Genomic DNA, 22821 nt, shown 5'->3' with positions numbered 1-22821 from the left:
ATTGCCAACGTGCCATCAGGGCTTCGGCGGCGTCAGCCCCTCGAGTTCGAACGTGCCGACTGAGGGCAGGGCGTCGAACTGCTTTTGCAGCGCCGCAGGATCGAGCGTGACCGGCTTCTCGAGCCAATAGGTCACCATCTCCGGGAAGACGATCATCAGGCCGACGAGGATGAGCTGCAGCACGATCCAGGGGATCGAGCCGAGATAGATGTCGCGGCTCTTCACCTGCGGCGGCGCGATGCCGCGCAGATAGAACAGCGCGAAGCCGAAGGGCGGGTGCATGAACGCCGTCTGGATGTTGGCGCAGATCAGCAGGCCGAACCAGATCAGGTTGATGTCGAGCTTGGTCGCCGCCGGGGCGAGCAGCGGGATGATGATGAAGGCGATCTCGAAGAAATCGAGGAAGAAGGCGATGAAGAAGATGAACACCATGGTGAAGGTCAGGAACCCGACCTGACCACCGGGGAGACCGGTCAGCATGTGCTCGATCCACAGCCCGCCGCCAACGCCCTGGAACACCAGGCTGAAGACGCGGGCGCCGATCAGGATGAAGGTCACCATGGCGGTGATCCGCATCGTCGACGACATCGCCTGATAGGTCAGCTTCCAGGTCAGCGTCCGGTACATTGCCGCGAGCAGGAGCGAGCCGACGGCGCCCATCGCGCCGGCCTCGGTCGGGGTCGCCAGGCCGAGGAAGATGGTGCCGAGCACGAGGAAGATCAGCGCGCCGGAGGGGACGATGCCGCGGATGCACTTCAGCGCCAGCGGCCAGCCCGACAGGACACGAGCCTCCGGCGGCAGCGCGGGCACCTGCTCCGGCTTGAGGATGCTGAGGATCATCACCCAGATGCAGAACAGCGCGACCTGAACGATGCTGGGGCCGATCGCGCCGGCATACATGTCGCCGACCGACTTGCCCATGACGTCGGCGAGGACGATCAGCACGAGCGACGGCGGGATCAGCTGGGTGATCGTGCCGGAGGCGGCGATCACGCCCGTGGCGTGCCGCATGTTATAGCCATAGCGCATCATCACCGGCAGCGAGATCACGCCCATCGCGATGACCGAGGCCGCGACCGTGCCGGTGATCGCGCCGAGGATCGCGCCGACGAAGATCACAGCATAGGACAGCCCGCCGCGGACGCTGCCGAAGAGCTGGCCGATCGAGTCGAGCAGGTCCTCGGCGAGGCCGCAGCGCTCCAGCACCGCGCCCATGAAGGTGAAGAACGGGATCGAGAGCAGCAGGTCGTTCGAGATGATCGAGTAGAGCTGGAAGGTCAGGTTGCCCATATAGGTGTGGCTGATCACACCCATCTCGATGGCGACGAAGCCGAAGAACAGGCCGACCGCCGCGAGCGAGAACGCCGCCGGGTAGCCGATCAGCAGGAACAGCACCAGGCCCGCGAACATCATCGGGCCGAGATTCGCGCGGATCACGTCCATCATTGCAGCGGCTTCTCGTAAGCGTATTCGTGTTGATGGAAGCCGCGCAGCGCCGCCGCACGTTTGATCATCTCGGAGAAGTCCTGGAGCAGGATCAGGGCGAAGCCGACCGGCAGGAGCAGGATGACTGGCCAGCGGATCAGGCCGCCGGCATTGCTGGAGCTCTCGTTCAGCGTCCAGGCCTGCACGAACCAGGGCCAGGTGAACCAGATCATCACCAGGCACATCGGGGTCAGGAAGATCGCGCCGCCGAGCAGGTCGATCCAGTGGCGGGCGCGGTCCGAGATCGCGCCATAGATCAGGTCGACGCGGACATGCTCGTTGACCTTGAGGGTGTAGGCGGCGCCGAGCAGCACCATGCCCGCGAACATGTACCACTGCAGCTCGAGCCAGGCGTTCGAGCTGTAGGAGATGAGATAGCGCACGGTCGCATTGATCGCGCTGACCAGGCAGGCGAGCAGGACGAGCCAGCTCGCGATCACGCCGAGCCATTCGCCAAGCTTGTCGATGGCGCGGGAAAGCGGCAGCAACTGCCGGCAGAACAGCCAGGCTATCGCGACGAGTGAAGCCATGCCGCCGATCGAGGCGAGCGCCAGCCAGATCTTGAACATGAACGCTCCCTGCCGCGGCCCTGCGCGGCTCTTTCGCCACGCGGACTTCGTCGGGAGCTAGCAGCTATACGCTTAGCCGTTCCATGGCGCGTAGGAGGCTAGGGCATAGCCATCGCATAGCCGGCTGCGTCGAATTGCTCCTGCGTGCGCAGTCGGTAGCCGATAGCGAGCTCGGTCACGACATAGACCGGGCGGGCGGGGTCGGGCTCGATCCGGTTGCGGAGCTTCTTCATCAGGATGCGCAGATACTGCACGTCCTCGTCGGGATCGTGCGGCCAGAGCTCGCGCATCAGCTGGCGGTGGGTCAGGACCAGGCCGTGATGGGCGGCGAGCGCCCGCAGTAGCGCGAACTGCTTCGGCGACAGGGTCAGGACGACGCCGTCGCGGCTGACGATCCGCTGGGCGAGATCGAGCGTCAGCCCGCCGACGCGCAGGACGGGCGCCGGCGCGGTTCGCGTCGCCACCCGGCGCAGCACGACCCCGGCACGGGCGAGCAGTTCGGCCATGCCGAACGGCTTGACGATGTAGTCGTCCGCGCCGGCTTCGAGCAATGCGACCTTCTCGGCCTCCGAACTGCGCACCGAAAGCACGATCACCGGCACCTTCGACCATGAACGTAGCTCGGCGAGCACGCTCGCCCCGTCGGCATCGGGCAGGCCGAGATCGAGCACCACGAGGTCCGGCGCCCGCATGACGGCGAGTTCGATGGCCTCGCGCGCCGTCTGGGCTTCAACGACCCGGAAGCCCCGCATCTCCAGCCCGGTGCGCAGGAAGCGGCGGATCTCCGGCTCGTCGTCGACGACGAGCGCCAGCAGCGGCGGGGTCGAACGCGTGGCTTCACTCATCATCGTCTCCGAGCGGCGGCGGATCGGCGGCGAGGGGCAGCGCGATCCGCATTGTCGTGCCCCGGTTCGGGCCGTCGCTCAAGGCCTCGATCGTCCCGCCATTGGCTTCGACGAAGACCTTGGCGATCGCAAGGCCGAGTCCGCTGCCGCCGGCGATGTCGGCATGGCGCTCGCCGCGATGGAAGCGCTCGAAGATCTGCGCCCGCTCGCCGGCGTCGAGCCCCGGCCCCTGGTCGCGAACCGAGATGACGAGCCTTTCAGCCTCGACCGACGCCGAAATCGCGATGGCGGCCGCCGCCGGACCGAACTTGGCCGCATTGTCGAGGACGTTGATCAGCGCCTGCTCGACCAGGGCCGGGTCGATGCGCAGGAAGGGCAGGTCGTCCGCGAAATGCCGTTCGATCCTGCGGCCCCTCAGGTTTGCGGCGGCGCCTTCCATGGCGGCGTTGATGAGATCGGCGGCGTCGACTGTGTCGAGCCGCGGCTGCAGGGCGCCGGAGCGGATGCGGGTGACGTCGAGTAGGTTCTGGATGCGCAGGTCGAGGCGCCGGGCTTCGCTGCCGATCGCGCCGGCGAGGCCGGTAAGCTCGGGCGCTGCGGCGATGGCGGGCGCCGCCGCGAGCACGCTCGCCGCCCCCATGATGCTCGCGACCGGGGTTCGCAGGTCGTGCGAGACCGATTCCATCAGGATGTCGCGCAATTCGTCCGTCCGCTGCCGCAGATTGCGCTCCTCGATCGTCTTCGACAGGCCGAGCCGCTCCAGCGAGCGCGACCCTTCGGCCAGGATCGAGCTCGCATGGGCGACCAGCTCTTCGGCCGGAACTTCGCCGAGATCGTCGAGCGCAACGGCAAGCACAGCATCCGTTCGATCCTTGCCGCCGAGCCGGCAGAGCAGCCAGTCTCCGTGACCACCGAGATCGACGCGCGCGACCTTGCTCGCCGTGCTCGTCGCTTCCGTGCGGGCAAAGTCGCCGGCTGCCGCCGTCAGCGCCTCCGGCGTCGCGCTGCCGCCTGGGGCGCGGACGGTCTCGATCTCACCGCGCCGCGAAACCCGGAAAACTGTCACCGGGCAGGAGAGGGCGAGCGCCATATGACTGGCGACCTCAGCGTAGATCGTGTCGGCATCGCCCGCGGCGGCCATTGCGCCGCCGAGCTCGTAGAGCTGCCTGATTTCGCGTTCCCGGTTCCGGGCCCGCAGCATCTCCTGGCGAATGCGTCCGGCGAGTCGCCCGATCACCAGCGCGACCACCAGCGAGGTCACGAGATCGATGAGCTGCGGGAGACGGAAGACCTTTACGCTGAAGAGCGGCGGGTAGAACAGCGTCGTCAGCAGCGCGCCGAGGAGCGCGGCCATGATCGCCGGCCCGGTCCCATAGCGGACGGCGGCGACCAGGACCGGTAGCATGTAGATGGCCGAGACGCTGTCCAGCGTCGCGAAGGAAACGACCGCGGCGGCGAGGGCGGTCGCGGCTGCTACGAGCAGCAGCACATTGGCGTAGACGAGAAGCGGCTGCTTCAGACGCATTGCGGGCGGGGCTCCGGGGCTCGACCCGCCCAGCATAGCGAAGATGACGGGTGATGCGCGTCGCGCGTCACCGCGATCCGGAGGTCGGAGGCGGCCTCAATGCCCGGCGGTGTGCAGGATCTGGCCGAGGAACTTCCGGGTGCGCTCGTTCTTCGGCGCGCTGAAGAACTCTTCCGGCGGTGCGACCTCGACGATCTCGCCGGCATCCATGAAGATCACCCGGTCGGCGACCTTGCGGGCAAAGCCCATCTCATGGGTGACGACCAGCATGGTCATGCCGCTCTCGGCGAGCTCGACCATGACGTCCAGCACCTCGCTGACCATTTCCGGGTCGAGCGCCGAGGTCGGCTCGTCGAACAGCATGATCTTGGGGTTCATGCAGAGCGAGCGGGCGATCGCGACGCGCTGCTGCTGGCCGCCGGAAAGCTGGATCGGGAACTTCATCGCCTGCTCGGGGATGTGCACCCGCTCGAGCATGACGCGCGCCGCAGCCTCGGCCTCCGCTCTCGGAATGCCGCGCACCTTCATCGGCGCCAGCGTGCAGTTCTCCAGCGCGGTCAGGTGGGGAAACAGGTTGAAGCTCTGGAACACCATGCCGATCTCGCGGCGGACATCCTCGATGCCGCGCAAGCCGGCATGCACCGTGGTGCCGTCGATGACGATCTCGCCGGCCTGATGCTCCTCGAGCTGATTGAGGCAGCGGATCAGGGTCGACTTGCCCGAGCCCGAGGGGCCGCAGATCACGATGCGCTCGCCGCGCGCCACCGAGAGGTCGATGTCCCGGAGCACATGGAACTCGCCATAGAACTTGTCGACCTTGCGCATCTGGATGATCGGGGCTTCGTCCGACCTTGCCGCGGGCTTCGTCGCGGTTGCTTCGCTCGCCATCGTTCTTTCTCGTCGCTTGCGTCTTGTGGCGCTGCGCCCGGTGCTTGGCCGGGCGCAGCGTCGTTGTCTTCGAGCGGAAAGGCCCGGATCAGAACTGCGGCATCGGCGGCAGCTTGGTCAGCTCGACGCCGAACCAGCGCTTGTTGATCGCCGAGAGCTCACCGTTCTTCTCGATCTCGGCGATGAACTTGTTGGCGAACTCGGCCAGCGCCGTATCGGCCTTGCGGAAGGCCATGCCGTTGGCCTGCTCGCGCATCGTCAGCTTCGGCTCGATGTTGAGCTGCGGATAGTCCTTGTTGAGCTGGGCGAGGATGGTGTTGCTCGCGCCCATTGCCTGGACCTGGCCGGAGATCAGCGCCTGGAGGGCAGTCGCGTCGTCGTCGAAGCGCTTGATCTGCGTGCCCTGCGGGGCGGCGGCGGTGATCGCGGTGTCCTGCGTCGAGGCGCGGGCGACGCTGATGGTCACCGGCTTCAGATCGTCGGTCGTCTTGATGTTCAGGCTCTTGGGCGCGAGCACATAGATCGTCAGCGAGCTGTAGGGGTTCGAGAACAGAACCTGCTTCGAGCGCTCGGCGGTGATGCCGAAGGTCGCGATCAGCACGTCGACCTTGTTGGTCAGCAGATAGGGGATGCGGTTCGGGCCGGTAACCGGCACGAGCTCGAGCTTGACCCCGAGCGCCTTCGCCATTAGCGCGGCGACGTCGGCGTCGTAGCCGGCCGGCTGCTGCTGGGCGTCGGTGCCGCCGAAGGGCGGGTAGTCGGTCAGCAGGCCGACCATGAGCTTGCCGCGAGCCTTGATCTCCTCGGGGGTGGCGGCCTTGGCCGGGGCGGTGCCGAGGGCTGCGGCGGCGAAGCCGGCGAGGACCAGTGCGCCGAGGCTGCGGCGGGCGATGGACTTGAACAGGGACATCAGGCGTTTCTCCTCAGATTGCCTTTTCGGGGTGGGCTTGGGCCGTCGCGCTAGCGCGCGGCGACCAGGAGCTTGCGCTCCATCCGCTTGCTGTAGGCCGAGAGCGGCCAGCAGATCAGGAAGTAGACCAGCGCGACCAGCGCGAAGATCGTGAACGGCCGGAAGGTGGCGTTGTTGATCACCTGGGCGGCGCGGGTCAGCTCGACGAAGCCGATGATCGAGGCCAGCGAGGTGCCCTTGATCAGCTGCACCAGGAAGCCGATCGTCGGCGGGATCGCGATGCGGATCGCCTGCGGCACGATGATCAGCGCCATCTTCGGGGTGTAGCGCAGGCCGAGCGAGGTCGCCGCCTCCCATTGGCCGCGCGGCACGACCTCGATGGCGCCGCGCCAGATCTCGCCGAGGAAGGCGCTGGCATGCAGCGACAGCCCGAGCGCTGCCGCCGTCCACGGGTCGACCGACCAGCCGAACAGCCCCGGCACGAAGAAGGCGAGGAAGAGCTGCATCAGCAGCGGCGTGCCCTGGAACAGCTTGATATAGCCGTTCGAGGCGAGCCGGAGCCATTTGAACTCGCTGGTGCGGGCGAGCGCCACCAGCGCGCCGCCGAGCGCGCCGCCGAGGAAGGCGACGAGCGAGAGCAGCAGGGTCCAGCGCACGGCGGCGAGGATGAAGATGATTTCGTTGGGTCCAAGTTCACGCATCGTCTCAGACCTACCGGGTTGGCTTGCGCAGGAAGGTGCGCTCGATCGCGGCGAAGGCCGTCCAGAAGAAGACGGACAGGGCGAGATACATGCAGGTGACGATGAAATAGACCTCGAAACTGCGGAAGGTGCGCGATTGGATGTCGCCGGCGACGGCGGTCAATTCGCTCGCTGCGATCACCGAGCAGACGCTCGAATTCAGCATCAGCAGGATGAACTGGCTGGTCAGCGAGGGATAGATCGCCTGGATCGCGGGCTTCAGGATGATGTAGCGGAAAATCTGCAGCGGCCGCATGCCGAGCGATTTTCCGGCCTCGACCTGGCCCTTCTGGATGCTCTCGATGCCGGCCCGGATGATCTCGATGCCATAGGCGCCGACATTGACGACCAGCGCGATCAGCGCCGCCGTGTTGGACGAGAATTTGAGGCCGAGCTCCGGCAGTCCGAAATAGATCATGAAGATCTGGATCAGGAACGGCGTGTTGCGGATCAGCTCGATATAGCCGTCGATGATCGACACGAGCCATTTCGGGCCCGAGGTCTTGCCGAGGGCCCCTCCGACAGCGACGATCATGCCGATGGCCATCGCCGCGGCCGAAAGCACCAGCGAATTGATCAGCCCGTGCAGCAGTTCCGGCCATGCTTCGAAGACCGACGCGAAATCGAACTCATAGCTCATTCAGCGTGTCCCCTCCGGGGATGAGCAAGTCTTTGCTGTCATTGCGCGCCCTGCTCCTTGTCCTTTGGCGGCGGCCGCCACTTCATCTGCATCGAATCTGAAGGCGGCGAACCTAACTACAGGCGCGGAATCATCAAGCCGCCATCGGCATTGATCACAGTTCCCGTCGCATAGGCGAAGCCGCCGCTTGCCAGACCGACCACGCAGCGCGCGACGTCCTCTCCCTCGCCCCAGCGCCCGGCCGGGATCAAGCCGTCGGCGATGCGGGCATCGTATTTCGCCGCGACCTTCGCGGTCATGTCGGTGCGGATCACGCCCGGCCGGACCTCGAAGACGGGGATGCCTTCCGGCGCGAGCCTGACGGCGAGCGCCTTCGCCCACATCGAAAGGCCGATCTTCGAGACGCAATACTGGGCCCTGTCGATCGAGACCAGTTCCGTGCTGGCCGAGGTGATGAACACGATCGCCTGATGCCGGTCCTTGCTCTGGCCGATCATCGCCTTGGCGACTTCCTGGCTCAGGAAGGCGGCCCCGCGCAGGTTGACCCCCATGACGAGATCATAGGATTCCGGCGTGATCTCCAGCATGTCGCCGCGCACCGGCGCGCCGATTCCGGCATTCGAGACGAAGAGGTCGAGCCGGCCGAATTCGCGCAGGACGCTGGCGACGAGATCGGCATGGCTCTCGATCGCGGTGACATCGTGCCGCATGAACAAGGTGCGGGCGCCGGCCTCGGCGAAGGCCGCCTTGGCCGAGGCGACGGCCTCGTCCTCGGCGATGTCGGTGAAGGCGATGTCATGGCCGGCCTGCGCGAGGGCAAGGCCGATGGCGCGGCCGATGCCGCGGCGTCCACCGGTGATCAGGGCGACGGGACGTGCCATCTCAGGACCCCCGGTAGCTTGGCGGACGCTTGTCCTTGAAGGCGCCGACGCCTTCCTTGACGTCGTCCGTATAGGAGACGAGCGAGGTCGCCAGCGTCTCCATAATCGCGGCGCGGTCTTCGTCCTCGGCGGCGTTGATCAGTTGCTTGACCACCATGTTCGCCACCGGGCCGCGTGTCAGCACGCGCTCGGCCACGACCTTGGCAGCTGCCAGAGCGCCACCCTTCTCGACGACCTCATCGACGATCCCGAGCGACAGTGCCGTCTCGGCGGTGATGATCTCGCCGGTGAGGGCGAGGCGCCGGGCGACGCGCCCGCCGAGGCGCTTGACCAGGCGCTGCGTGCCCGACCAGCCGGGGATCATGCCGAGCCCGCTTTCGGGCAGGCCGATCTTGGCCTGGACCTCGCAGATCCGGATGTCGGCGGTGACGGCGAGCTCGAGCCCGCCGCCGAGCGCATGGCCGTTCATCGCCGCGATCACCGGCGGCTTCATCCGCGCCAGCTTGTCGAAGACGCGATGGCCGGAGCGGACCCAGCCCTGACCCATCTCCAGCGGCGAAAGCCCGCCCCAGGCGACGATGTCGCCGCCGGCGCAGAAGGCCTTGCCTTCGCCGGTCAGGATCACGGCGCGCACCGAGCGGTCGGCGTCGATTGTCTCGGCATGGCGGCCGAGCAGCGCGACCATGACGTCGTCGAGCGCGTTGAGCTTCTCCGGACGGGCGAGGGTGATGATCGCGAGCCCGCCCGCGATCTCGAGGGTGACGGGATCGCTCATGCGGCCCTCCGGGGAATGGCGAGGCCGAGCAGGGCCTCCTGGAACAGCGCCGCGTCCATCAGCTTCGGCGGCTGCGGCACCAGCAGCGGGAACTCGGCCTGGGCGAGGATGTCGCGCTTGAGGTCGACGCCGGGCGCGATCTCGCTGACGACGATGCCCTCGGCGGTCAGCTTCATCACGCAGCGCTCGGTGATGTAGGTGATGTCCTGGCCCTGGGCGATGGCGCGCGGGCCCGAGAAGGAGATGTGCTCGACGGCCTCGACCAGCTTCCTGACCTTGCCTTCCTTCTCGATGACCAGCTTGCCATCGGCGATGCCGAGCTTGGCGCCGGCGCTGAAATAGCCGGAAAAGACGATGCGCCGGGCGCGGGCGGTGATGTCGATGAAGCCGCCGGCGCCGGCGGTGACATGCGGTCGCACGCCGAGCTTCGAGACGTTGACCGAGCCCTGCTTGTCGATCTGCAGGAAGGAGAGCAGCGACATGTCGAAGCCGGCGCCCTGGAAATAGGTGAACTGGTAGGGCGAGGGCACGATCGCCTCGGCATTGGAGGCGCAGCCGAACTGGAATTCGAGCAGCGGCACGCCGCCGACCGCGCCCTGCTCGATCACCCAGGTGACGGCGCCGTGCTGGCCTTCCTCGATCAGGATGCGCGGTACGTTGGCCGAGATGCCGAAGCCGATATTGACGGCGTCGCCATGGCGCAGCTCCTGCGCGACACGCCGCGCGATCACCTTGGCGACGTCGAAGGCCGGGGTCGCGAAGCTCGACAGCGGCCGGGCGATCTCGCCCGAGATCGCGGGATCGTAGACCGTCTGCGTCGTCTGCATCTGCTCGGGCGCGACGACGATGGCGTCGACGAGGATGCCGGGCACGAAGACCTGCTGCGGCTTCAGCGAGCCGGCGGCGACGACGCGCTTCACCTGGGCGATGACGATGCCGCCATTGTTGCGGACGGAGAGCGCCTGGTCGAGCGGGCCGAGATAGCCGCCCTCGTGCTCATAGGAGAGGTTGCCGCGCTCATCGGCCGTGGTGGCGCGGATGATCGCGACCTTCGGCACGATGCTGCGGAAATAGAGCCAGTCCTCGCCGTCGAACTCGACGCGGCTGACGATCGGCTCGGCAGCGGCGCGCTCGTTCATGGCGCAGCCCTGGTTCCTGGGGTCGACGAAGGTCTCCATGCCGATCTTGGTCAGCACGCCCGGGCGCTTCGCGGCCGCCTCGCGATGCATGTCGAACAGGATGCCGCTCGGCACGTTGTAGGCCGGGATCTCGTTGCCGGTGACCATCTTCCAGATTGCCGGGGGCTCGGCGCTCGACGGTCCCGAGGGATAGGAGCCGCCGAGGATGCGTGCGAGCAGGCCGGGCTTGGCGAGGTGGTCGATGCCCTTGATGCCCGACATGTCGCCGGCGGCGATCGGGTGCAGCGTCGTCAGCTTCTTCGGGTGGCCGCTGGCGTCGAAGCGGCGGCCGATCGCGGCCAGAACCGCATCCGGGCAGCCCAGTCCGGAAGACGAGGAGACGGTGACGATCGCCTCGTCCGGGATCAGGGCTGCGGCTTCGTCTGCGGTGAGGATGCGGGGGAACGCCATCTTGCTTTCGTCCGGTTGTAAAAGGGGGTCAGCCGGCGGCCGTCAGCGCATGCTGATAGGCGCCGCAGGATTCGCGGATCACGAGTTCGGCCGGACCGACATGGCTGGTCGCCGGCGCCGTGCGATTGGTGATGCGCTCGAGCAGCATCGCCGCTGCGCGCTCGCCGAGCCCGACGGCGTCTACTGCGATCGTGGTCAGGGCCGGCGAGACATGTCGGGCTTCGCTGGTGTCGTCGAAGCCGACGATGGCGATGTCGCGGCCGACGACGAGGCCGCGCCGGGCGGCGGCGAGCATGGCGCCGATGGCGACGACGTCGTTGTAGCAGACCACGGCGGTCGGCCGGTTCGGCAGCGCGAGCGCCGAGCTCATCGCGCTGAAGCCGCCGTCGCGGGTCGGCATGCATTCGAGGTTCAGGCCGGGATCGATCGCGACGCCGGCCTTGGTCATGGCCTCGCTGAAGCCCTGATGCCGGTCCTGCCGGACCACCATCGAACTCATGCCGCCGAGATAGGCGATGCGCCGGTGCCCGAGATTGAGGAGATGGCGGGTGATCCTGGCCGAGCCCGCGACATTGTCCGGCACCACGGAGCTCGCCGCAACACCCGGCAGACGGCGGATCGCGACCAGCAGCGCCGTCTCCGGCCCGCTCGCCAGCGCCAGCTCCTCGGCCGTGGTGTCGAGCGCCGGGCAGAGGATGATGCCGCCGGCGCCGTGCTCGCGCATCATCCGCATCACCTGGCTCTGGCGGACGATGCTCTCGGAGGTATTCGCCATGAAGGCGACATAGCCGGCCATCTGCAGCACGGTTTCGACGCCGATCGCGAACTCGGCGAAGAACGGGTTGGAGAGGTCGTTGAGAACGAGGCCGACGATCTTGGACTGCGTGTTGCGCAGATTGGCGGCGCCGCGATTATAGAGGTAGCCGAGCTCGTCCATCACCTGGAGGATGCGCTCGCGCGTCTCGGGCTTGACGCTGCCGCGGCCGGTCAGGACGAGCGAGACCGTCGATTTCGAGACGCCGGCGGCGTCCGCGATCTCGATGATCGTCACCTTGTCCCTGGGCTGCGCCCCTTGCGGCATCGCTTCGTCCCGTTTGCCCGAAGGCATTTGTTGAATTTGGAACGTTCCATATCAGTGCGCGAGATGTGTGGCAATATCTCTCTTCAAATCGCCAAAAGAATGAATTATAGCGGTTGAAGCAGACAAAATAACTGGAACGTTCCAGTTTGGGAGGACGCGATGGCCGAGATCACTTTGCCCCGGGCCGATGGCGGGACGGAGCGCTACACGCTGGCGCCGGCCTCGCGCTTTCCTCAGGCCCATGCTCCCTCGCGGACACGCACGGTCTTCGCCGCGGCGCATGTCGTTGCAGATCCGCGCAAGCTGAACGAGCCCTGGCGCGTGCCGGCGCTCGACTGGGATGCGACCCTGGCCTTCCGGCGCCACCTCTGGGGGCTCGGCTTCAAGATCGCCGAGGCGATGGACACCTCGCAGCGCGGGCAGGGCCTCGACTGGAGCAATGCCGCCGAGCTGATCGCCCGCGTACTCGCCGAGGCGAAGACCGTGCCGGGTGCCGATCTCGCCTGCGGAGCCGGAACCGACCAGCTCGATCTCGCCGCGGTGCGGACGCTCGACGACGTCATCCGGGCCTATGAGGAACAGATCGCCCATGTCGAGAAGCATGGCGGCAAGATCATCCTGATGGCCAGCCGCGCGCTCTGCCGGGTCGCGAAGGGGCCGGACGACTACCTTTCGGTCTATGGCCGGCTGATCGGCCAGTGCCGCGGCAAGGTCATCCTGCACTGGCTCGGCGAGATGTTCGACCCGGCTCTCGCCGGCTATTGGGGCAGCCGCGAGTTCGAGCCGGCGATGCAGACCGTGCTGACGCTGATCCGCGAGCACGCCGCCAAGATCGACGGCATCAAGATTTCGCTGCTCGATGCCGGCAAGGAGATAACCATGCGCCGGCAGCTGCCGGACGGCGTCGTGATGTATACCGGCGACGACTTCAACTATGCCGAGCTGATCGGCGGCGACGAGCAGGGCTTCTCGCACGGGCTGCTCGGCATTTTCGATCCGATCGCCCCGGCGGCGGCGGCCGCCTTCGCCTGCCTCGATGCGGGCGACCGGCAGGGCTTCCACGCCATTCTCGACCCGACGGTCACCCTGGCGCGCCGGCTCTTCGAGGCCCCGACCCAGTATTACAAGAGCGGCGTCGTCTTCCTCGCCTGGCTCAACGGCTTCCAGGATCATTTCCGCATGGTCGGCGGCGCTGAATCGGCCCGCGGCATCCTGCACTATGCCGATCTCTTCCGCCTGGCCGACCGTGCCGGGCTCTTCGCCGATCCCGAGCGCGCGACAACGCGGATGGGTCATCTCTGCGCCCTGAACGGCATCGCCTGAGGACGGGAGAAAACCCATGCACGCGCCGCTTCAGGACACAGCGCTCTACCAGCAGATCCGCGACACCGCCCGCCGCTTCGCCAATGAGGTGGTGCGCCCGGTTGCTGCCGAACTCGACCGCGACTCGGCCTTCCCGGCTGAGATCTATCGCCAGATGGGCGAGCTCGGCCTGTTCGGCATCACCGCCGATCCCGAGCATGGCGGGGCCGGGCTCGACACCTATGCCTATGCGCTGGTGATGGAGGAGTTGTCGCGCGGCTATGCCTCGGTCGCCGACCAGTGCGGTCTCGTCGAGCTGATCGGCACGCTGCTGACCCGCTATGGCACGGCCGAGCAGCGCGCCCGCCATCTGCCGGACATCCTGCTGGGCAAGACCCGCGTCGCCTATTGCCTGACCGAGGCCGAGGCGGGTTCCGACCTTTCCAATGTCCGCACCACCGCGCGCGAGACCGCCGACGGCTATGTCATCGATGGCGGCAAGCTCTGGATCCATAATGCGCCGGTCGCCGACCTCGGCTTCGTGCTGGCCTCGACCGATCCCTCCGCAGGCCATCGCGGCATGAGCATCTTCATCGTTGACCTCAACGCGCCCGGCGTTTCGCGCGGGCCTAAGGAACACAAGATGGGCCAGCGCGCGAGCCAGGTCGGCGCGCTGAACTTCGACGGCGTCAAGGTGCCACGCGCGGCGCTGCTCGGGCCACAGGGGCGCGGCTTCCACATCATGATGAGCGTGCTCGAAAAGGGCCGCGTCGGCATCGGTGCGCTAGCCGTCGGCATCGCGCAGGCCGGGCTCGAGGCGGCGCTGGACTATGCTCGCGAGCGGCGCCAGTTCGGCAAGCCGATCCTGGAGAACCAGGGCCTGCAATGGATGCTGGCGGACATGGCCAAGGACATCGCTGCGGCCCGGGCGCTGGTCGAACGCGCGGCGCTGCTGATCGACCATGGCGCGCCGGCGACCTCGGCCGCCTCGATCGCCAAATGCTTCGCCAGCGACATGGCGGTGGCGCAGACCGCGAACGCCGTGCAGATCTTCGGCGGCTCCGGCTATATCCAGGGTTTCGAGGTCGAGCGCCTCTACCGCGACGCCAAGATCACCCAGATCTACGAGGGCACCAACCAGATCCAGCGCACCATTATCGCGCGAGAGCTGATCAAGAACGGCGCCGGAGGCTGATCACCCTTGCTCTGGCCGTTCCATGCCTAGTCAACAGAGGTAGGGCAATGGGAGGTCGCGAGAGGCGGCGGGCCCGTGCTGGCGCCGGACCTCACAGATCGTCGCTGAGATTGAGGATCGAGACCTCTCCGGTTCCGGCCGACCCATTGGCCTCGAACGCCTCGAGCTCCGCCAGCAGTGGTGAGTTGGCTGTACGGAGCGCAGCGCGGTCGCGCAGCGCGAGCGTCAGGCAACGACGCTCGCCCACGCCAGGCTCGCTCCACGCGGTGCCGGACGGTTTGAAGCCAAGGCGCAGGAAGGACCCAACCTCTGCGGGGCGGGAACCGAGCAATGCCATGCTGGCGCCGGCCGCGAGCCCGACCCGGTAGGCATGCCGGGCGAGGGCCGGAGCAAGCGCCCGCGCGCGAGCCTCGTGCCGGATCGCCAGGCGCGAGAGCACCAGACAGCCGGGATATGCTGCCTGCGGCAGTACGCTATGTCGAAGCATTGCCAGGAGCTGGGGATCGGTGACGGCGTCGGCTCCCTGGGTGATCCGGACCGCGGCGAGGCAGCGCCGCTCCGGCCCGGCCCAGAGATTGAGGCTTGCCGTATCGATCGGCTCCAGCAGCCAGCCTTCGCCATGGTTGGAATAGGTGGAACTCTCGCCGTCGCGCCCGACGAAAAGCCGGTAGCGAAGGCGTCCGATGGCATGGAGCTCCTTGGAGCTTGTCACGGCACGGATGGCAGGGTGCTGGCTCGGTCCCAGCGCTGCGGCGCCCCATAGCTGGCTAAGCGTGACCATTCTTATGGCGTCGGCGTCGACACCCTGGCAGGTACACGGCTCGGTATCAGCCTTGTCACAAAGACGACAGCGTCCCCTCGTTTCGGCAAGGCACATTACGCATAGGCCCTTCACTGCCCATCCCCCGATTCGAGCAGGCTCGCCTTGATCGGCTAGTTTCAAATCTGCCGCAATTCAGGATCTCGGCCCTCACCCAATTGGGGTAAGACAGTTACTTCGCCGATAGTTAAGTTTCGACTGATCGCACATGGCGAGTCGGCAGCCATTGCTCTTCGGTTCCTGCTGGAGAATGATCGGCCTTAACTAGAAAAGGGTCGGGGGATCCGGGATGGCGCTGCGCGGGCTGAATAGTGCCGAGTTCGCTCGCACGGTCGCGCAGATTGGGGAAGTCATCGATGCGGCTGCGCTGGCCCCTGATCGGTGGCACGACGTCTGCGCTGCTTTCCAGTCCCTGCACCCGGATGCGCGGGTTCTTTTTCAAGGCCATGACCGGTTGGCCCCTTACGCCATGCCTCTCGCCGGAGCGGGCTGGGAGGATGTCAATCTCGAGCCGTACTTTCTGTATTACGCCTCTCGCAATCCATGGTTGGGAATCTGGAAGGAGATGGCGACCTCGAAGGTCGAGATTGCCGATGCGCTCCTGCCCCGCCGCGTCCTCGAAGCCACAGAATTCTACAACGACTGGCTGAAGCCCATGGGCCGGGCCGACATGGCCTTGGGACTCAAGATCGCCCATGAGCGTGACCGGGTCGCGTTCTTCTGTGCTCACTACGATAGCCGCTCCCATGAGCGGATAAACGAAGTAATGGCGCCGGTAATGCAGGCCCTGGCATCGCGCATGCGCCGGGCGCTCGACTGCAATCGCGCCGTTCTGCGCGGTCAATGCTCAATTCCCAGTGATGGTCTCATGCAAAACCTGCTCGATCCCGCCTTGATCGTGAACTCCGAATGCAAACTCGTCGCGGCAAATTCGGCGGCCGAGGCGCTGATCGGCAGCGGCATGCTGATCAATGTGCGTGCCCGCGATATCGTATCGTTCGGCTTGCCCGAGATCGACGCCAGGTTCGCAAGGTCGGTCGAGGCCACCTGTGCGAGGCATCCTGGAGGGGCCGGGAGCCATGCCGAATTCCCCGTCGAACTGGCCGGCATCCGGCTCACGGTCTCGGTCCTTCCGCTCGCTTCGAATCTGCACTCGCTGGCTTTGCGCGGTCCGCTTCCTTATTTCAGTCCGGCGGTCACGGCGTTGGTGATCCTCAGGGTGCTTCCTCCCGATCGGTTCGACGCCGTGGTTCGTTTTCGGGCACGCTATCGCCTGACCGAGCAGGAAGCCCGCGTCACGAATGCGCTGCGGCTCGGCGGCTCTCTGGTCGACATCGCGAAGGAGCTGGGTGTCACCTACGAGACCGCCCGCGCCCACATCAAAAGCGCCTTCAGCAAGACAGGGACGCATAATCAGCGCGAGCTTCTCTCACTGCTGCTCGCGGAAAGTGCCCGCTCACCCGAATCCACGATCTAAAGGCAAGGGTTGAGAAGGGCGCTCTATGCGTCCGGACGATTGCTTCCGTCCAGCGGGTCGCGGCCTTCCTGCCGGTCCCGGTAAAGCGTCGCCTGGACCAACAGCAGCAGCGTCACCGGCGTCGTGATCGTGATGAACAGGCCGATCAGGATCTCGTGCACCACGGGCCGTGTCTGGCCGATCGAGAAATACAGCATCGAGGCGAGAAGGATGCAGCCCATCCCCAGCGTCGAGCCGAGCGTCGGCGCGTGCACGCGCTCATAGAAGCTCTTGAACCGCAGCAGGCCGAGCGCGCCGATCAGGGCTAGCCCCGAACCGGTGAGGATGAGCAACGCGACCAGCAGGGCGGCCCAGGCGGGCAGGGCGTGGAGCGTTATCATTCGATCACCTCCCCCCGCATCAGGAACTTCGCCATCGCCACCGTCGAGACAAAGCCGAGCAGCCCGATCGCAAGCGCAGCCTCGAAATAGAGCGTCGTTCCGGAGCCGATGCCGAAAACGAGGAGCAGCAGCATCGCGTTGAGATAGAGCGCGTCCATGCCGAGCACGCGATCCTGGGCGCGCGGCCCGCGCAGGATGCGGTAGCAGGCGGCGACCATGGCTAGGGCCAGCATGACCTGGCCGGCGACGAGGGCGAAGGCGAGGATCGTGGCGCTCATTCGAAGATCTCCACCAGCAGCCCGACATAGCGCCGTTCGATCAGCGCGGCCCAGTCGTCCCCCTCGCTGAGGTCGAGCACATGGATCACCAGCACGCCCGTCGCGGGGTCATAGCTGACCCAGCTCGTGCCGGGCGTCGCGGTGATGAGGCAGGCCAGGGTCGCGAGTGCGTAGCGCGAGCGCAGCCGCAGGGGAATGCGGACGAAGCCGTTCTTGCGGCGAGGATCGTTCGCCAGGATGACGCGGGCGACCGCGATGTTGGAACGGATCATGTCGGCGATGAAGATGCCGAGCAGCCGCAGGATCGAGCCGGGCCGACGCAGCTTCAGCGGTGGCACGTCGAGCCGCTTCAGCAGGAAAGGTCCGAGCAGGCCGAGGATGCTTCCGAGCAGGATATGCCCCGGCGAAACGCTCTGGTTGAGCAGAAGCCAGAGCGCCAGCAACCCCAGCGTCGTCGGCGGCGAAGGCAGCCAGCGGCTCATGGCTTGCCTCCCGTCGAAGCGGCGGTCGGGCCCAGAACCCCCTGGATATAGGCTGCCGAGCCGTGCAGCCCGGACGCGGTGGTCTGCATGAAGCGCATCGCCGGCCCGGCCTGCAAAGTGAGGGTGAGGCACAGCAGGAGCAGGACGGCGACCGGGGCGAGCTCGATTACCCGCACGCGCGGCACCTCGCGCTCGATCACCGCCCAGAAGGAGCGGATACCGGCGCGGACCATCGCGATCAGCGTGACGAAGCCAGAGAGGAGGAGCAGGACAAGCAGGACCCAGGCGGCCGGGGCGACACCGGTCAGCGTCGACGGGTCGTTGCGGCCGAGCGCGCCGGCCAGGATCGCGAATTTGGCAACGAAGCCGGACAGCGGCGGCAGGCCGGAGAGCAGCAGCGCCGAGATGATGAAGGCGGCTCCGAGCACGGCGAGGATCGCAGGTACCGCGACCCCAGCTTCGCCGTCTTCGCCCGGCTCCTCCTCATCCTCCATGCCATAGGCCTCGAGCGTGACGGCGAGGATGTCGTCGGTCGGCGCGCGGCCGCGTTCGATCAGCTCGATCAGCAGGAAGAAGGCGCCGATCGCGAGCGTCGATGACACCAGGTAATAGAGGGCGGGCCCGATGATCGCGACATCATTGGTGCCGAGCACGGCGAGCATGGTTCCCGAAGAGACCACGACGGAGAAGCTCGCGAGCTTGGCGAGGTCCTGCGAGGCCAGCATCCCGACCATGGCGAAGAGGATGGTCGCGGCCCCCGCGGCGAGCAGCCAGACATCGCCGAACTGGGCCGATCCGGCAGCAGCCTCGGGGCCGGCCAGCAGGAAGCCGATCCGGAGGATGGCGTAGATGCCGACCTTGGTCATCACCGAGAACAGCGCCGCCACCGGCGCGCTCGCGGCCGCATAGGTGCCGGGCAGCCAGAAGCCGAGCGGCCATGCGGCGGCCTTCACCAGGAAGGCGACGCCGAGAATGCTCGTGCCGGTTTCCAGCAGGGCGCGCTCGCGCGCCGGTAGGCTGCCGATGCGGGCGGCGAGGTCAGCCATGTTGAGCGTGCCGGCGGCGCCGTAGACCATGCTGACGCCGACGAGGAAAACCAATGCTGCGACGAGGTTGACGGCGATGTAGTGCAGCCCGGCGCGGACGCGCGCATGGCCGGAACCGTGCAGGGCAAGGCCATAGGACGCGGCCAGCAGCACTTCGAAGAAGACGAAGAGGTTGAACAGGTCGCCGGTCAGGAAGGCGCCGTTCAGCCCCATCAGCAGGAACTGGAACAACGGGTGGAAATAGCTGCCGGAGCTGTGCCAGCGCGCCAGCGAGAAGATCAGCGCGGCGCAGGCGAGGATCGCGGTGAGCAGCAGCATCATGCTCGACAGCCGGTCGACCACCAGGACGATGCCGAACTGGGCCGGCCAGTCGCCGAGCCGGTAGACCTTGACCGCGGCGGCCGGATCGGGACCGGCGCTGCCCATCACCAGGGCGATCGCGATCGCGAGCAGGCCGAAGGTCGAGACGAGGTTGAGCACGGCCGCGACCGTGCGGTCGCGACCGTCGAAGAGCAGCATCGTCGCGCCTGCGATCAGCGGCAGGATGATCGGCGCGATGACGAGATGGTCGTGCCAGTTCACGAACCGCCCTCCCGGCCGTCGACATGGTCGCTGCGGGTCAACCCGCGCGAGGCCAGCAGGACGACGAGGAAGAGGGCGGTCATGGCGAAGCTGATGACGATCGCCGTCAGCACCAGCGCCTGGGGTAACGGGTCGGCATAGCGCGAGATGTCGCCGGCGGCGGCGGGGTCGAGCACCGGCGGGGCGCCGACGCGCAGCCTGCCCATGCCGAAGATGAAGAGATTGACCGCGTAGGACAGCAGCGAGAGGCCGATGATCACCTGGAAGGTGCGCGGCCGCAGCAACAGCCAGATGCCCGAGCCGGCGAGGATGCCGATGGCGAGGGAGACGATCAGTTCCATCAGTTTCTCCCGCCGGTCGTCGATGTGGTGCGTGCGGCGGCCGCGGCGCGGTAGACGCGCAGCGACTGGTGCGCCAGTGCGATCAGGACGAGCACTGTCGCGCCGAGCACCAGCGCCACGACGCCGAAATCGAAGAGCAGCGCGCTGGCCAGAGGCAGCTTGCCGAGGACGGGCACCTCGACATAGGCAAAGGCGGTGGTCAGGAAGGGGCGGCCGAACAGCCATGCGCCGGCACCGGTGAGGGCTGCGGCGAGAAGACCGATGCCGATCCACCGGACCGGCAGGATGCGCAGGCGGGCTTCGACCCAGCGGGCGCCGCCGGCCATGTATTGCAGGATGAAGGCGATCGCGAAGGTCAGGCCGGCGACGAAGCCGCCGCCCGGCAGGTCGTGCCCGCGCATGAACAGGAAGACCGCCATCATCGCTATCACCGGGAACAGCAGGCGCATGATCAGGCCCGGCACCAAGAGGTAGTGCGCGCTGATCGGGTCCTTGCCGCTGCCCTGGATGTCGGCGTCGTAGAGGTTCTGGAACTTCTTCTGCTCGGGCAGCCCGACGCTGTCGCGGGCCGGGCGGAAGCGGCGCAGCAGCGCATAGACCGTGATCGCCACCACGCCGAGCACGGCGATCTCGCCGAGCGTGTCGAAGCCGCGGAAGTCGACGAGCAGGACGTTGACGACGTTGCGCCCCCCGCCCTCGGTATAGGCGCGCTCGAGGAAGTTGCTGGAGATGCTGCCGGTGAGCGGCCAGGTCATCACCAGATAGGAGAGCATAGCCAGCCCGGCGCCGCCGCCGACCGCGATGGTCAGGTCACGGAAGCGCCGCAACCGGGCCGAGAGGATCGTCTCGGAGCTGATGCCCTCGATGCGCTTCGGCAGCCAGCGCAGGCCGAGCAGCAGCAGCACGGTGGTGACGACCTCGACCAGCAACTGGGTCAGGGCGAGGTCGGGAGCTGAGAACCAGGCGAAGGTCAGGCAGACCGCGAGGCCGGTCCCGCCGGTCAGGATCACCGCCGCGAGACGGTGATATTTGGCCTGGTAGGCGGCGCCGAGCGCGCAGGCGGCGCCCACCAGCCAGACCAGCATGAATTCGAGATCCGCTCCCTGCACACTGCCCGGCGCCAGCGAGACCGGCCGGATGTAGAAGGACCACAGCGCCAGCATGATGGTGACGCCGATCAGCAGGCGCATCTGGGGCTGCAGCCGGGCCGTGCTGACGACCTGCTCGAGGCCCTTGGCCCAGCGCCAGGACAGGAAGACGATCGCCCGCTCGAACAGGCGCTTGCCCTTCAGCTCGCGCAGCAGCGGTGCGCCTTCGATGTTGCCGGAGAGATAGCGCAGCATCGAGAGATAGATGACGATGCCACCCGCCGTCGCCACCAGGCTCATCAGCAGGGCCGGGGTGAAGCCGTGCCAGACGGCGAGGCTGTAGCTCGGCGTCTGCCCCCTCAGCACCGACTCGACCGCGACCGCGAGCACGCCGCCCACGGTCTGCGCCGGCACGATGCCGACCAGAAGGCAGATCAGCACCAGCAGGCCGACCGGCAGCAGCATCCAGATCACCGGGTCGTGCGGCTTGTGCGGCAGGTCGGTCGCGGGCGGACCGAAGAAGACCTGATGGATCAGCCGCAGCGAATAGCCGACGCTGAACATGCCGGCGACGGTCGCGATATAAGGCAGCAGATGATCGAGCGCCGTGTCGACATGGTACTCGATGGTCTCGGCGAAGAACATTTCCTTCGAGAGGAAGCCGTTGAGCAGCGGCACGCCCGCCATCGAGGCCGCAGCGACCATGGCGAGCGTCGCCGTGATCGGCATGGCACGGTAGAGCCCGCCGAGCCGGCGGACGTCGCGCGTGCCCGCCTCATGGTCGATGATCCCCGCCGCCATGAACAGCGAGGCCTTGAAGGTCGCGTGGTTCATGATGTGGAAGATCGCCGCGACCGCTGCGAGCGGGCTGCCGAGACCGAGCAGCAGCGTGATCAGGCCGAGATGGCTGATCGTCGAATAGGCCAAAAGCCCCTTCAGGTCCTGCTGGAACAGTGCCAGGAAGGCGCCAATCACCAGCGTCGCGACGCCGACCGGGGCCAGCACCCAGAACCAGTATTCGTGCCCTGCCATGGCCGGCCACAGCCGCGCCAGCAGGAAGACGCCGGCCTTCACCATGGTGGCGGAGTGGAGATAGGCCGAGACCGGGGTCGGCGCGGCCATGGCCCGCGGCAGCCAGAAATGGAAGGGGAACTGCGCGCTCTTGGTCAGCGCGCCGAGCGCGACCAGGATCAGCGCCGCGAGATAAAGCGGGTGCGCGACGATCTTCTGGCCGGAGGCCAGGACGACGTCGAGGTCGTAGCTGCCGACGATATGGCCGAGCAGCAGCATGCCGGCGAGCAGGCTGAGCCCGCCCGCTGCGGTGACGGTGAGGGCGATGCGCGCGCCGTCGCGAGCGCTCTGGCTATGGTGCCAATAGGCAATCAGCAGGAAGGAGAAGAGGCTGGTCAGCTCCCAGAACAGGACGATCTGGATCAGGTTCCCGCTCAGAACGACGCCCAGCATCGCGCCCATGAAGGCGAGCAGGAACGAGAAGAAGCGCGGAACCGGGTCTTCCGGCGACATGTAGTAGCGCGCGTAGAGCACGACGAGCAGGCCGATCCCGGCGATCATCAGGACGAAAAGCCAGGCGAAGCCGTCGAGCCGCAGCACGAAGTTCAGGCCATATTCCGGCAGCCATTCGAACTGCGCTCGCACCACGGCGGGCTCGGCGACCTTGGGCCACAGGATCGCGGCGATGATCAGGATGCCGACCGTGATCAGGCCGGCCAGCCAGGCTTCCGCATTGCGGGCATTGGCCGGCAGGAGCGCGGCTAACAGGCTGCCAACGAAAGGCAGGGCGATGATCAGGCTCAGTAATACGGCATCGTCCGCCATGATCGATCAAGGATCCTTTCAGTTGGACTGCCGCAAAAAACTCCAGCCTTGCCCGATTCCGTCCAT

Annotated in this window: 22 protein-coding genes; 3 read left to right on the top strand and 19 right to left on the bottom strand. The window is 66.9% G+C overall.

Annotated features, from left to right (window positions below; translation table 11 throughout):
- Positions 1-15: 15 nt before the first annotated feature.
- From AC1REK_RS24575 to AC1REK_RS24520, 12 genes are all read right to left on the bottom strand, one after another.
- The gene (locus AC1REK_RS24575) at positions 16-1446 is read right to left on the bottom strand and encodes a TRAP transporter large permease (protein WP_492269590.1); all 1431 of its coding nucleotides are present in this window, start codon (positions 1444-1446) and stop codon (positions 16-18) included.
- Positions 1443-2015: a TRAP transporter small permease subunit gene (locus tag AC1REK_RS24570; protein WP_492269827.1), complete on the bottom strand. Its 573-nt coding sequence runs from the start codon at positions 2013-2015 to the stop codon at positions 1443-1445. The genes AC1REK_RS24575 and AC1REK_RS24570 overlap by 4 nt, the downstream gene beginning before the upstream one ends.
- A 137-nt stretch (positions 2016-2152) precedes the next feature.
- Complete coding sequence (locus AC1REK_RS24565) at positions 2153-2899, bottom strand: response regulator (protein ID WP_492269591.1); 747 nt, start codon at positions 2897-2899, stop codon at positions 2153-2155.
- Entirely contained in the window at positions 2892-4424 is a 1533-nt protein-coding gene (locus AC1REK_RS24560; protein ID WP_492269592.1) for an ATP-binding protein, read from the bottom strand. Before AC1REK_RS24560 ends, AC1REK_RS24565 begins: the two co-directional genes overlap by 8 nt.
- A 96-nt stretch (positions 4425-4520) precedes the next feature.
- Positions 4521-5312 carry an amino acid ABC transporter ATP-binding protein gene (locus AC1REK_RS24555; RefSeq protein ID WP_492269593.1) on the bottom strand — a complete coding sequence of 264 codons (792 nt, stop codon included), beginning with the start codon at positions 5310-5312 and terminating at the stop codon, positions 4521-4523.
- Positions 5313-5400: 88 nt separating this feature from the next.
- Positions 5401-6222 (bottom strand): transporter substrate-binding domain-containing protein, encoded by an 822-nt coding sequence (locus AC1REK_RS24550; protein ID WP_316016388.1) that lies wholly within the window; start codon positions 6220-6222, stop codon positions 5401-5403.
- A gap of 50 nt (positions 6223-6272) precedes the next feature.
- A complete protein-coding gene (locus AC1REK_RS24545) occupies positions 6273-6923 on the bottom strand; it encodes an amino acid ABC transporter permease (protein WP_316016387.1) in 651 nt (216 codons plus the stop codon).
- A 10-nt stretch (positions 6924-6933) separates the two neighbouring features.
- Positions 6934-7602 (bottom strand): amino acid ABC transporter permease, encoded by a 669-nt coding sequence (locus tag AC1REK_RS24540; RefSeq protein ID WP_327522212.1) that lies wholly within the window; start codon positions 7600-7602, stop codon positions 6934-6936.
- A gap of 116 nt (positions 7603-7718) precedes the next feature.
- On the bottom strand, positions 7719-8483 hold the full coding sequence (locus AC1REK_RS24535; protein WP_492269594.1) for a 3-ketoacyl-ACP reductase: 765 nt from the start codon (positions 8481-8483) through the stop codon (positions 7719-7721).
- A gap of 1 nt (position 8484) precedes the next feature.
- Positions 8485-9258 carry an enoyl-CoA hydratase/isomerase family protein gene (locus AC1REK_RS24530; protein ID WP_492269595.1) on the bottom strand — a complete coding sequence of 258 codons (774 nt, stop codon included), beginning with the start codon at positions 9256-9258 and terminating at the stop codon, positions 8485-8487.
- On the bottom strand, positions 9255-10847 hold the full coding sequence (locus AC1REK_RS24525) for an acyl CoA:acetate/3-ketoacid CoA transferase (protein ID WP_492269596.1): 1593 nt from the start codon (positions 10845-10847) through the stop codon (positions 9255-9257). The genes AC1REK_RS24530 and AC1REK_RS24525 overlap by 4 nt, the downstream gene beginning before the upstream one ends.
- A gap of 28 nt (positions 10848-10875) precedes the next feature.
- On the bottom strand, positions 10876-11928 hold the full coding sequence (locus AC1REK_RS24520) for a LacI family DNA-binding transcriptional regulator (RefSeq protein ID WP_492269597.1): 1053 nt from the start codon (positions 11926-11928) through the stop codon (positions 10876-10878).
- A 159-nt stretch (positions 11929-12087) separates the two neighbouring features.
- Here AC1REK_RS24520 and AC1REK_RS24515 point away from each other — a divergent pair, with 159 nt between their 5' ends.
- Entirely contained in the window at positions 12088-13251 is a 1164-nt protein-coding gene (locus AC1REK_RS24515) for a dihydrodipicolinate synthase family protein (protein ID WP_492269598.1), read from the top strand.
- A 16-nt stretch (positions 13252-13267) separates the two neighbouring features.
- Complete coding sequence (locus tag AC1REK_RS24510) at positions 13268-14425, top strand: acyl-CoA dehydrogenase family protein (RefSeq protein WP_492269599.1); 1158 nt, start codon at positions 13268-13270, stop codon at positions 14423-14425.
- A 91-nt stretch (positions 14426-14516) separates the two neighbouring features.
- Here AC1REK_RS24510 and AC1REK_RS24505 read toward each other — a convergent pair whose 3' ends face one another.
- Positions 14517-15302 carry a hypothetical protein gene (locus AC1REK_RS24505; RefSeq protein WP_492269600.1) on the bottom strand — a complete coding sequence of 262 codons (786 nt, stop codon included), beginning with the start codon at positions 15300-15302 and terminating at the stop codon, positions 14517-14519.
- A 232-nt stretch (positions 15303-15534) separates the two neighbouring features.
- On the opposite strand from AC1REK_RS24505, the gene AC1REK_RS24500 reads away from it, so the two are divergent.
- Entirely contained in the window at positions 15535-16722 is a 1188-nt protein-coding gene (locus AC1REK_RS24500) for a helix-turn-helix transcriptional regulator (protein WP_492269601.1), read from the top strand.
- A 23-nt stretch (positions 16723-16745) separates the two neighbouring features.
- On the opposite strand, the gene mnhG is transcribed toward AC1REK_RS24500, so the two are convergent.
- The 6 genes from mnhG to AC1REK_RS24470 are packed head-to-tail and all read right to left on the bottom strand — an operon-like array spanning position 16746 to position 22755.
- Entirely contained in the window at positions 16746-17102 is a 357-nt protein-coding gene (mnhG, locus tag AC1REK_RS24495; protein ID WP_327522806.1) for a monovalent cation/H(+) antiporter subunit G, read from the bottom strand.
- The gene (locus AC1REK_RS24490) at positions 17099-17380 is read right to left on the bottom strand and encodes a K+/H+ antiporter subunit F (protein ID WP_492269602.1); all 282 of its coding nucleotides are present in this window, start codon (positions 17378-17380) and stop codon (positions 17099-17101) included. The genes mnhG and AC1REK_RS24490 overlap by 4 nt, the downstream gene beginning before the upstream one ends.
- On the bottom strand, positions 17377-17862 hold the full coding sequence (locus AC1REK_RS24485; RefSeq protein ID WP_492269603.1) for a Na+/H+ antiporter subunit E: 486 nt from the start codon (positions 17860-17862) through the stop codon (positions 17377-17379). The genes AC1REK_RS24490 and AC1REK_RS24485 overlap by 4 nt, the downstream gene beginning before the upstream one ends.
- The gene (locus tag AC1REK_RS24480; protein WP_492269604.1) at positions 17859-19490 is read right to left on the bottom strand and encodes a monovalent cation/H+ antiporter subunit D; all 1632 of its coding nucleotides are present in this window, start codon (positions 19488-19490) and stop codon (positions 17859-17861) included. The genes AC1REK_RS24485 and AC1REK_RS24480 overlap by 4 nt, the downstream gene beginning before the upstream one ends.
- A complete protein-coding gene (locus tag AC1REK_RS24475) occupies positions 19487-19831 on the bottom strand; it encodes a Na+/H+ antiporter subunit C (RefSeq protein ID WP_327522810.1) in 345 nt (114 codons plus the stop codon). The genes AC1REK_RS24480 and AC1REK_RS24475 overlap by 4 nt, the downstream gene beginning before the upstream one ends.
- Complete coding sequence (locus tag AC1REK_RS24470; protein ID WP_492269605.1) at positions 19831-22755, bottom strand: monovalent cation/H+ antiporter subunit A; 2925 nt, start codon at positions 22753-22755, stop codon at positions 19831-19833. Before AC1REK_RS24470 ends, AC1REK_RS24475 begins: the two co-directional genes overlap by 1 nt.
- Positions 22756-22821 lie beyond the last annotated feature (66 nt).

It is taken from the genome of Allobosea sp. GW823-FHT02B03, from assembly GCF_058797755.1.
The sequence above is the reverse complement of the archived record's forward strand: the minus strand, read 5'-3'. Positions and strand labels throughout refer to the sequence as shown.

Bases quoted from the DNA above. Each gene is read 5' to 3' on its own strand.
- AC1REK_RS24550 (WP_316016388.1), bottom strand. From the start codon at position 6,222: ATGTCCCTGTTCAAGTCCATCGCCCGCCGCAGCCTCGGCGCACTGGTC.
- AC1REK_RS24565 (WP_492269591.1), bottom strand. From the start codon at position 2,899: ATGAGTGAAGCCACGCGTTCGACCCCGCCGCTGCTGGCGCTCGTCGTC.
- AC1REK_RS24575 (WP_492269590.1), bottom strand. From the start codon at position 1,446: ATGATGGACGTGATCCGCGCGAATCTCGGCCCGATGATGTTCGCGGGC.
- AC1REK_RS24475 (WP_327522810.1), bottom strand. From the start codon at position 19,831: ATGGAACTGATCGTCTCCCTCGCCATCGGCATCCTCGCCGGCTCGGGC.
- AC1REK_RS24545 (WP_316016387.1), bottom strand. From the start codon at position 6,923: ATGCGTGAACTTGGACCCAACGAAATCATCTTCATCCTCGCCGCCGTG.
- AC1REK_RS24520 (WP_492269597.1), bottom strand. From the start codon at position 11,928: ATGCCGCAAGGGGCGCAGCCCAGGGACAAGGTGACGATCATCGAGATC.
- AC1REK_RS24560 (WP_492269592.1), bottom strand. From the start codon at position 4,424: ATGCGTCTGAAGCAGCCGCTTCTCGTCTACGCCAATGTGCTGCTGCTC.
- AC1REK_RS24525 (WP_492269596.1), bottom strand. From the start codon at position 10,847: ATGGCGTTCCCCCGCATCCTCACCGCAGACGAAGCCGCAGCCCTGATC.
- AC1REK_RS24535 (WP_492269594.1), bottom strand. From the start codon at position 8,483: ATGGCACGTCCCGTCGCCCTGATCACCGGTGGACGCCGCGGCATCGGC.
- AC1REK_RS24490 (WP_492269602.1), bottom strand. From the start codon at position 17,380: ATGAGCGCCACGATCCTCGCCTTCGCCCTCGTCGCCGGCCAGGTCATG.
- AC1REK_RS24570 (WP_492269827.1), bottom strand. From the start codon at position 2,015: ATGGCTTCACTCGTCGCGATAGCCTGGCTGTTCTGCCGGCAGTTGCTG.
- AC1REK_RS24485 (WP_492269603.1), bottom strand. From the start codon at position 17,862: ATGAGCCGCTGGCTGCCTTCGCCGCCGACGACGCTGGGGTTGCTGGCG.
- AC1REK_RS24500 (WP_492269601.1), top strand. From the start codon at position 15,535: ATGGCGCTGCGCGGGCTGAATAGTGCCGAGTTCGCTCGCACGGTCGCG.
- AC1REK_RS24515 (WP_492269598.1), top strand. From the start codon at position 12,088: ATGGCCGAGATCACTTTGCCCCGGGCCGATGGCGGGACGGAGCGCTAC.
- AC1REK_RS24530 (WP_492269595.1), bottom strand. From the start codon at position 9,258: ATGAGCGATCCCGTCACCCTCGAGATCGCGGGCGGGCTCGCGATCATC.
- AC1REK_RS24470 (WP_492269605.1), bottom strand. From the start codon at position 22,755: ATGGCGGACGATGCCGTATTACTGAGCCTGATCATCGCCCTGCCTTTC.
- AC1REK_RS24505 (WP_492269600.1), bottom strand. From the start codon at position 15,302: ATGTGCCTTGCCGAAACGAGGGGACGCTGTCGTCTTTGTGACAAGGCT.
- mnhG (WP_327522806.1), bottom strand. From the start codon at position 17,102: ATGATAACGCTCCACGCCCTGCCCGCCTGGGCCGCCCTGCTGGTCGCG.
- AC1REK_RS24510 (WP_492269599.1), top strand. From the start codon at position 13,268: ATGCACGCGCCGCTTCAGGACACAGCGCTCTACCAGCAGATCCGCGAC.
- AC1REK_RS24540 (WP_327522212.1), bottom strand. From the start codon at position 7,602: ATGAGCTATGAGTTCGATTTCGCGTCGGTCTTCGAAGCATGGCCGGAA.
- AC1REK_RS24555 (WP_492269593.1), bottom strand. From the start codon at position 5,312: ATGGCGAGCGAAGCAACCGCGACGAAGCCCGCGGCAAGGTCGGACGAA.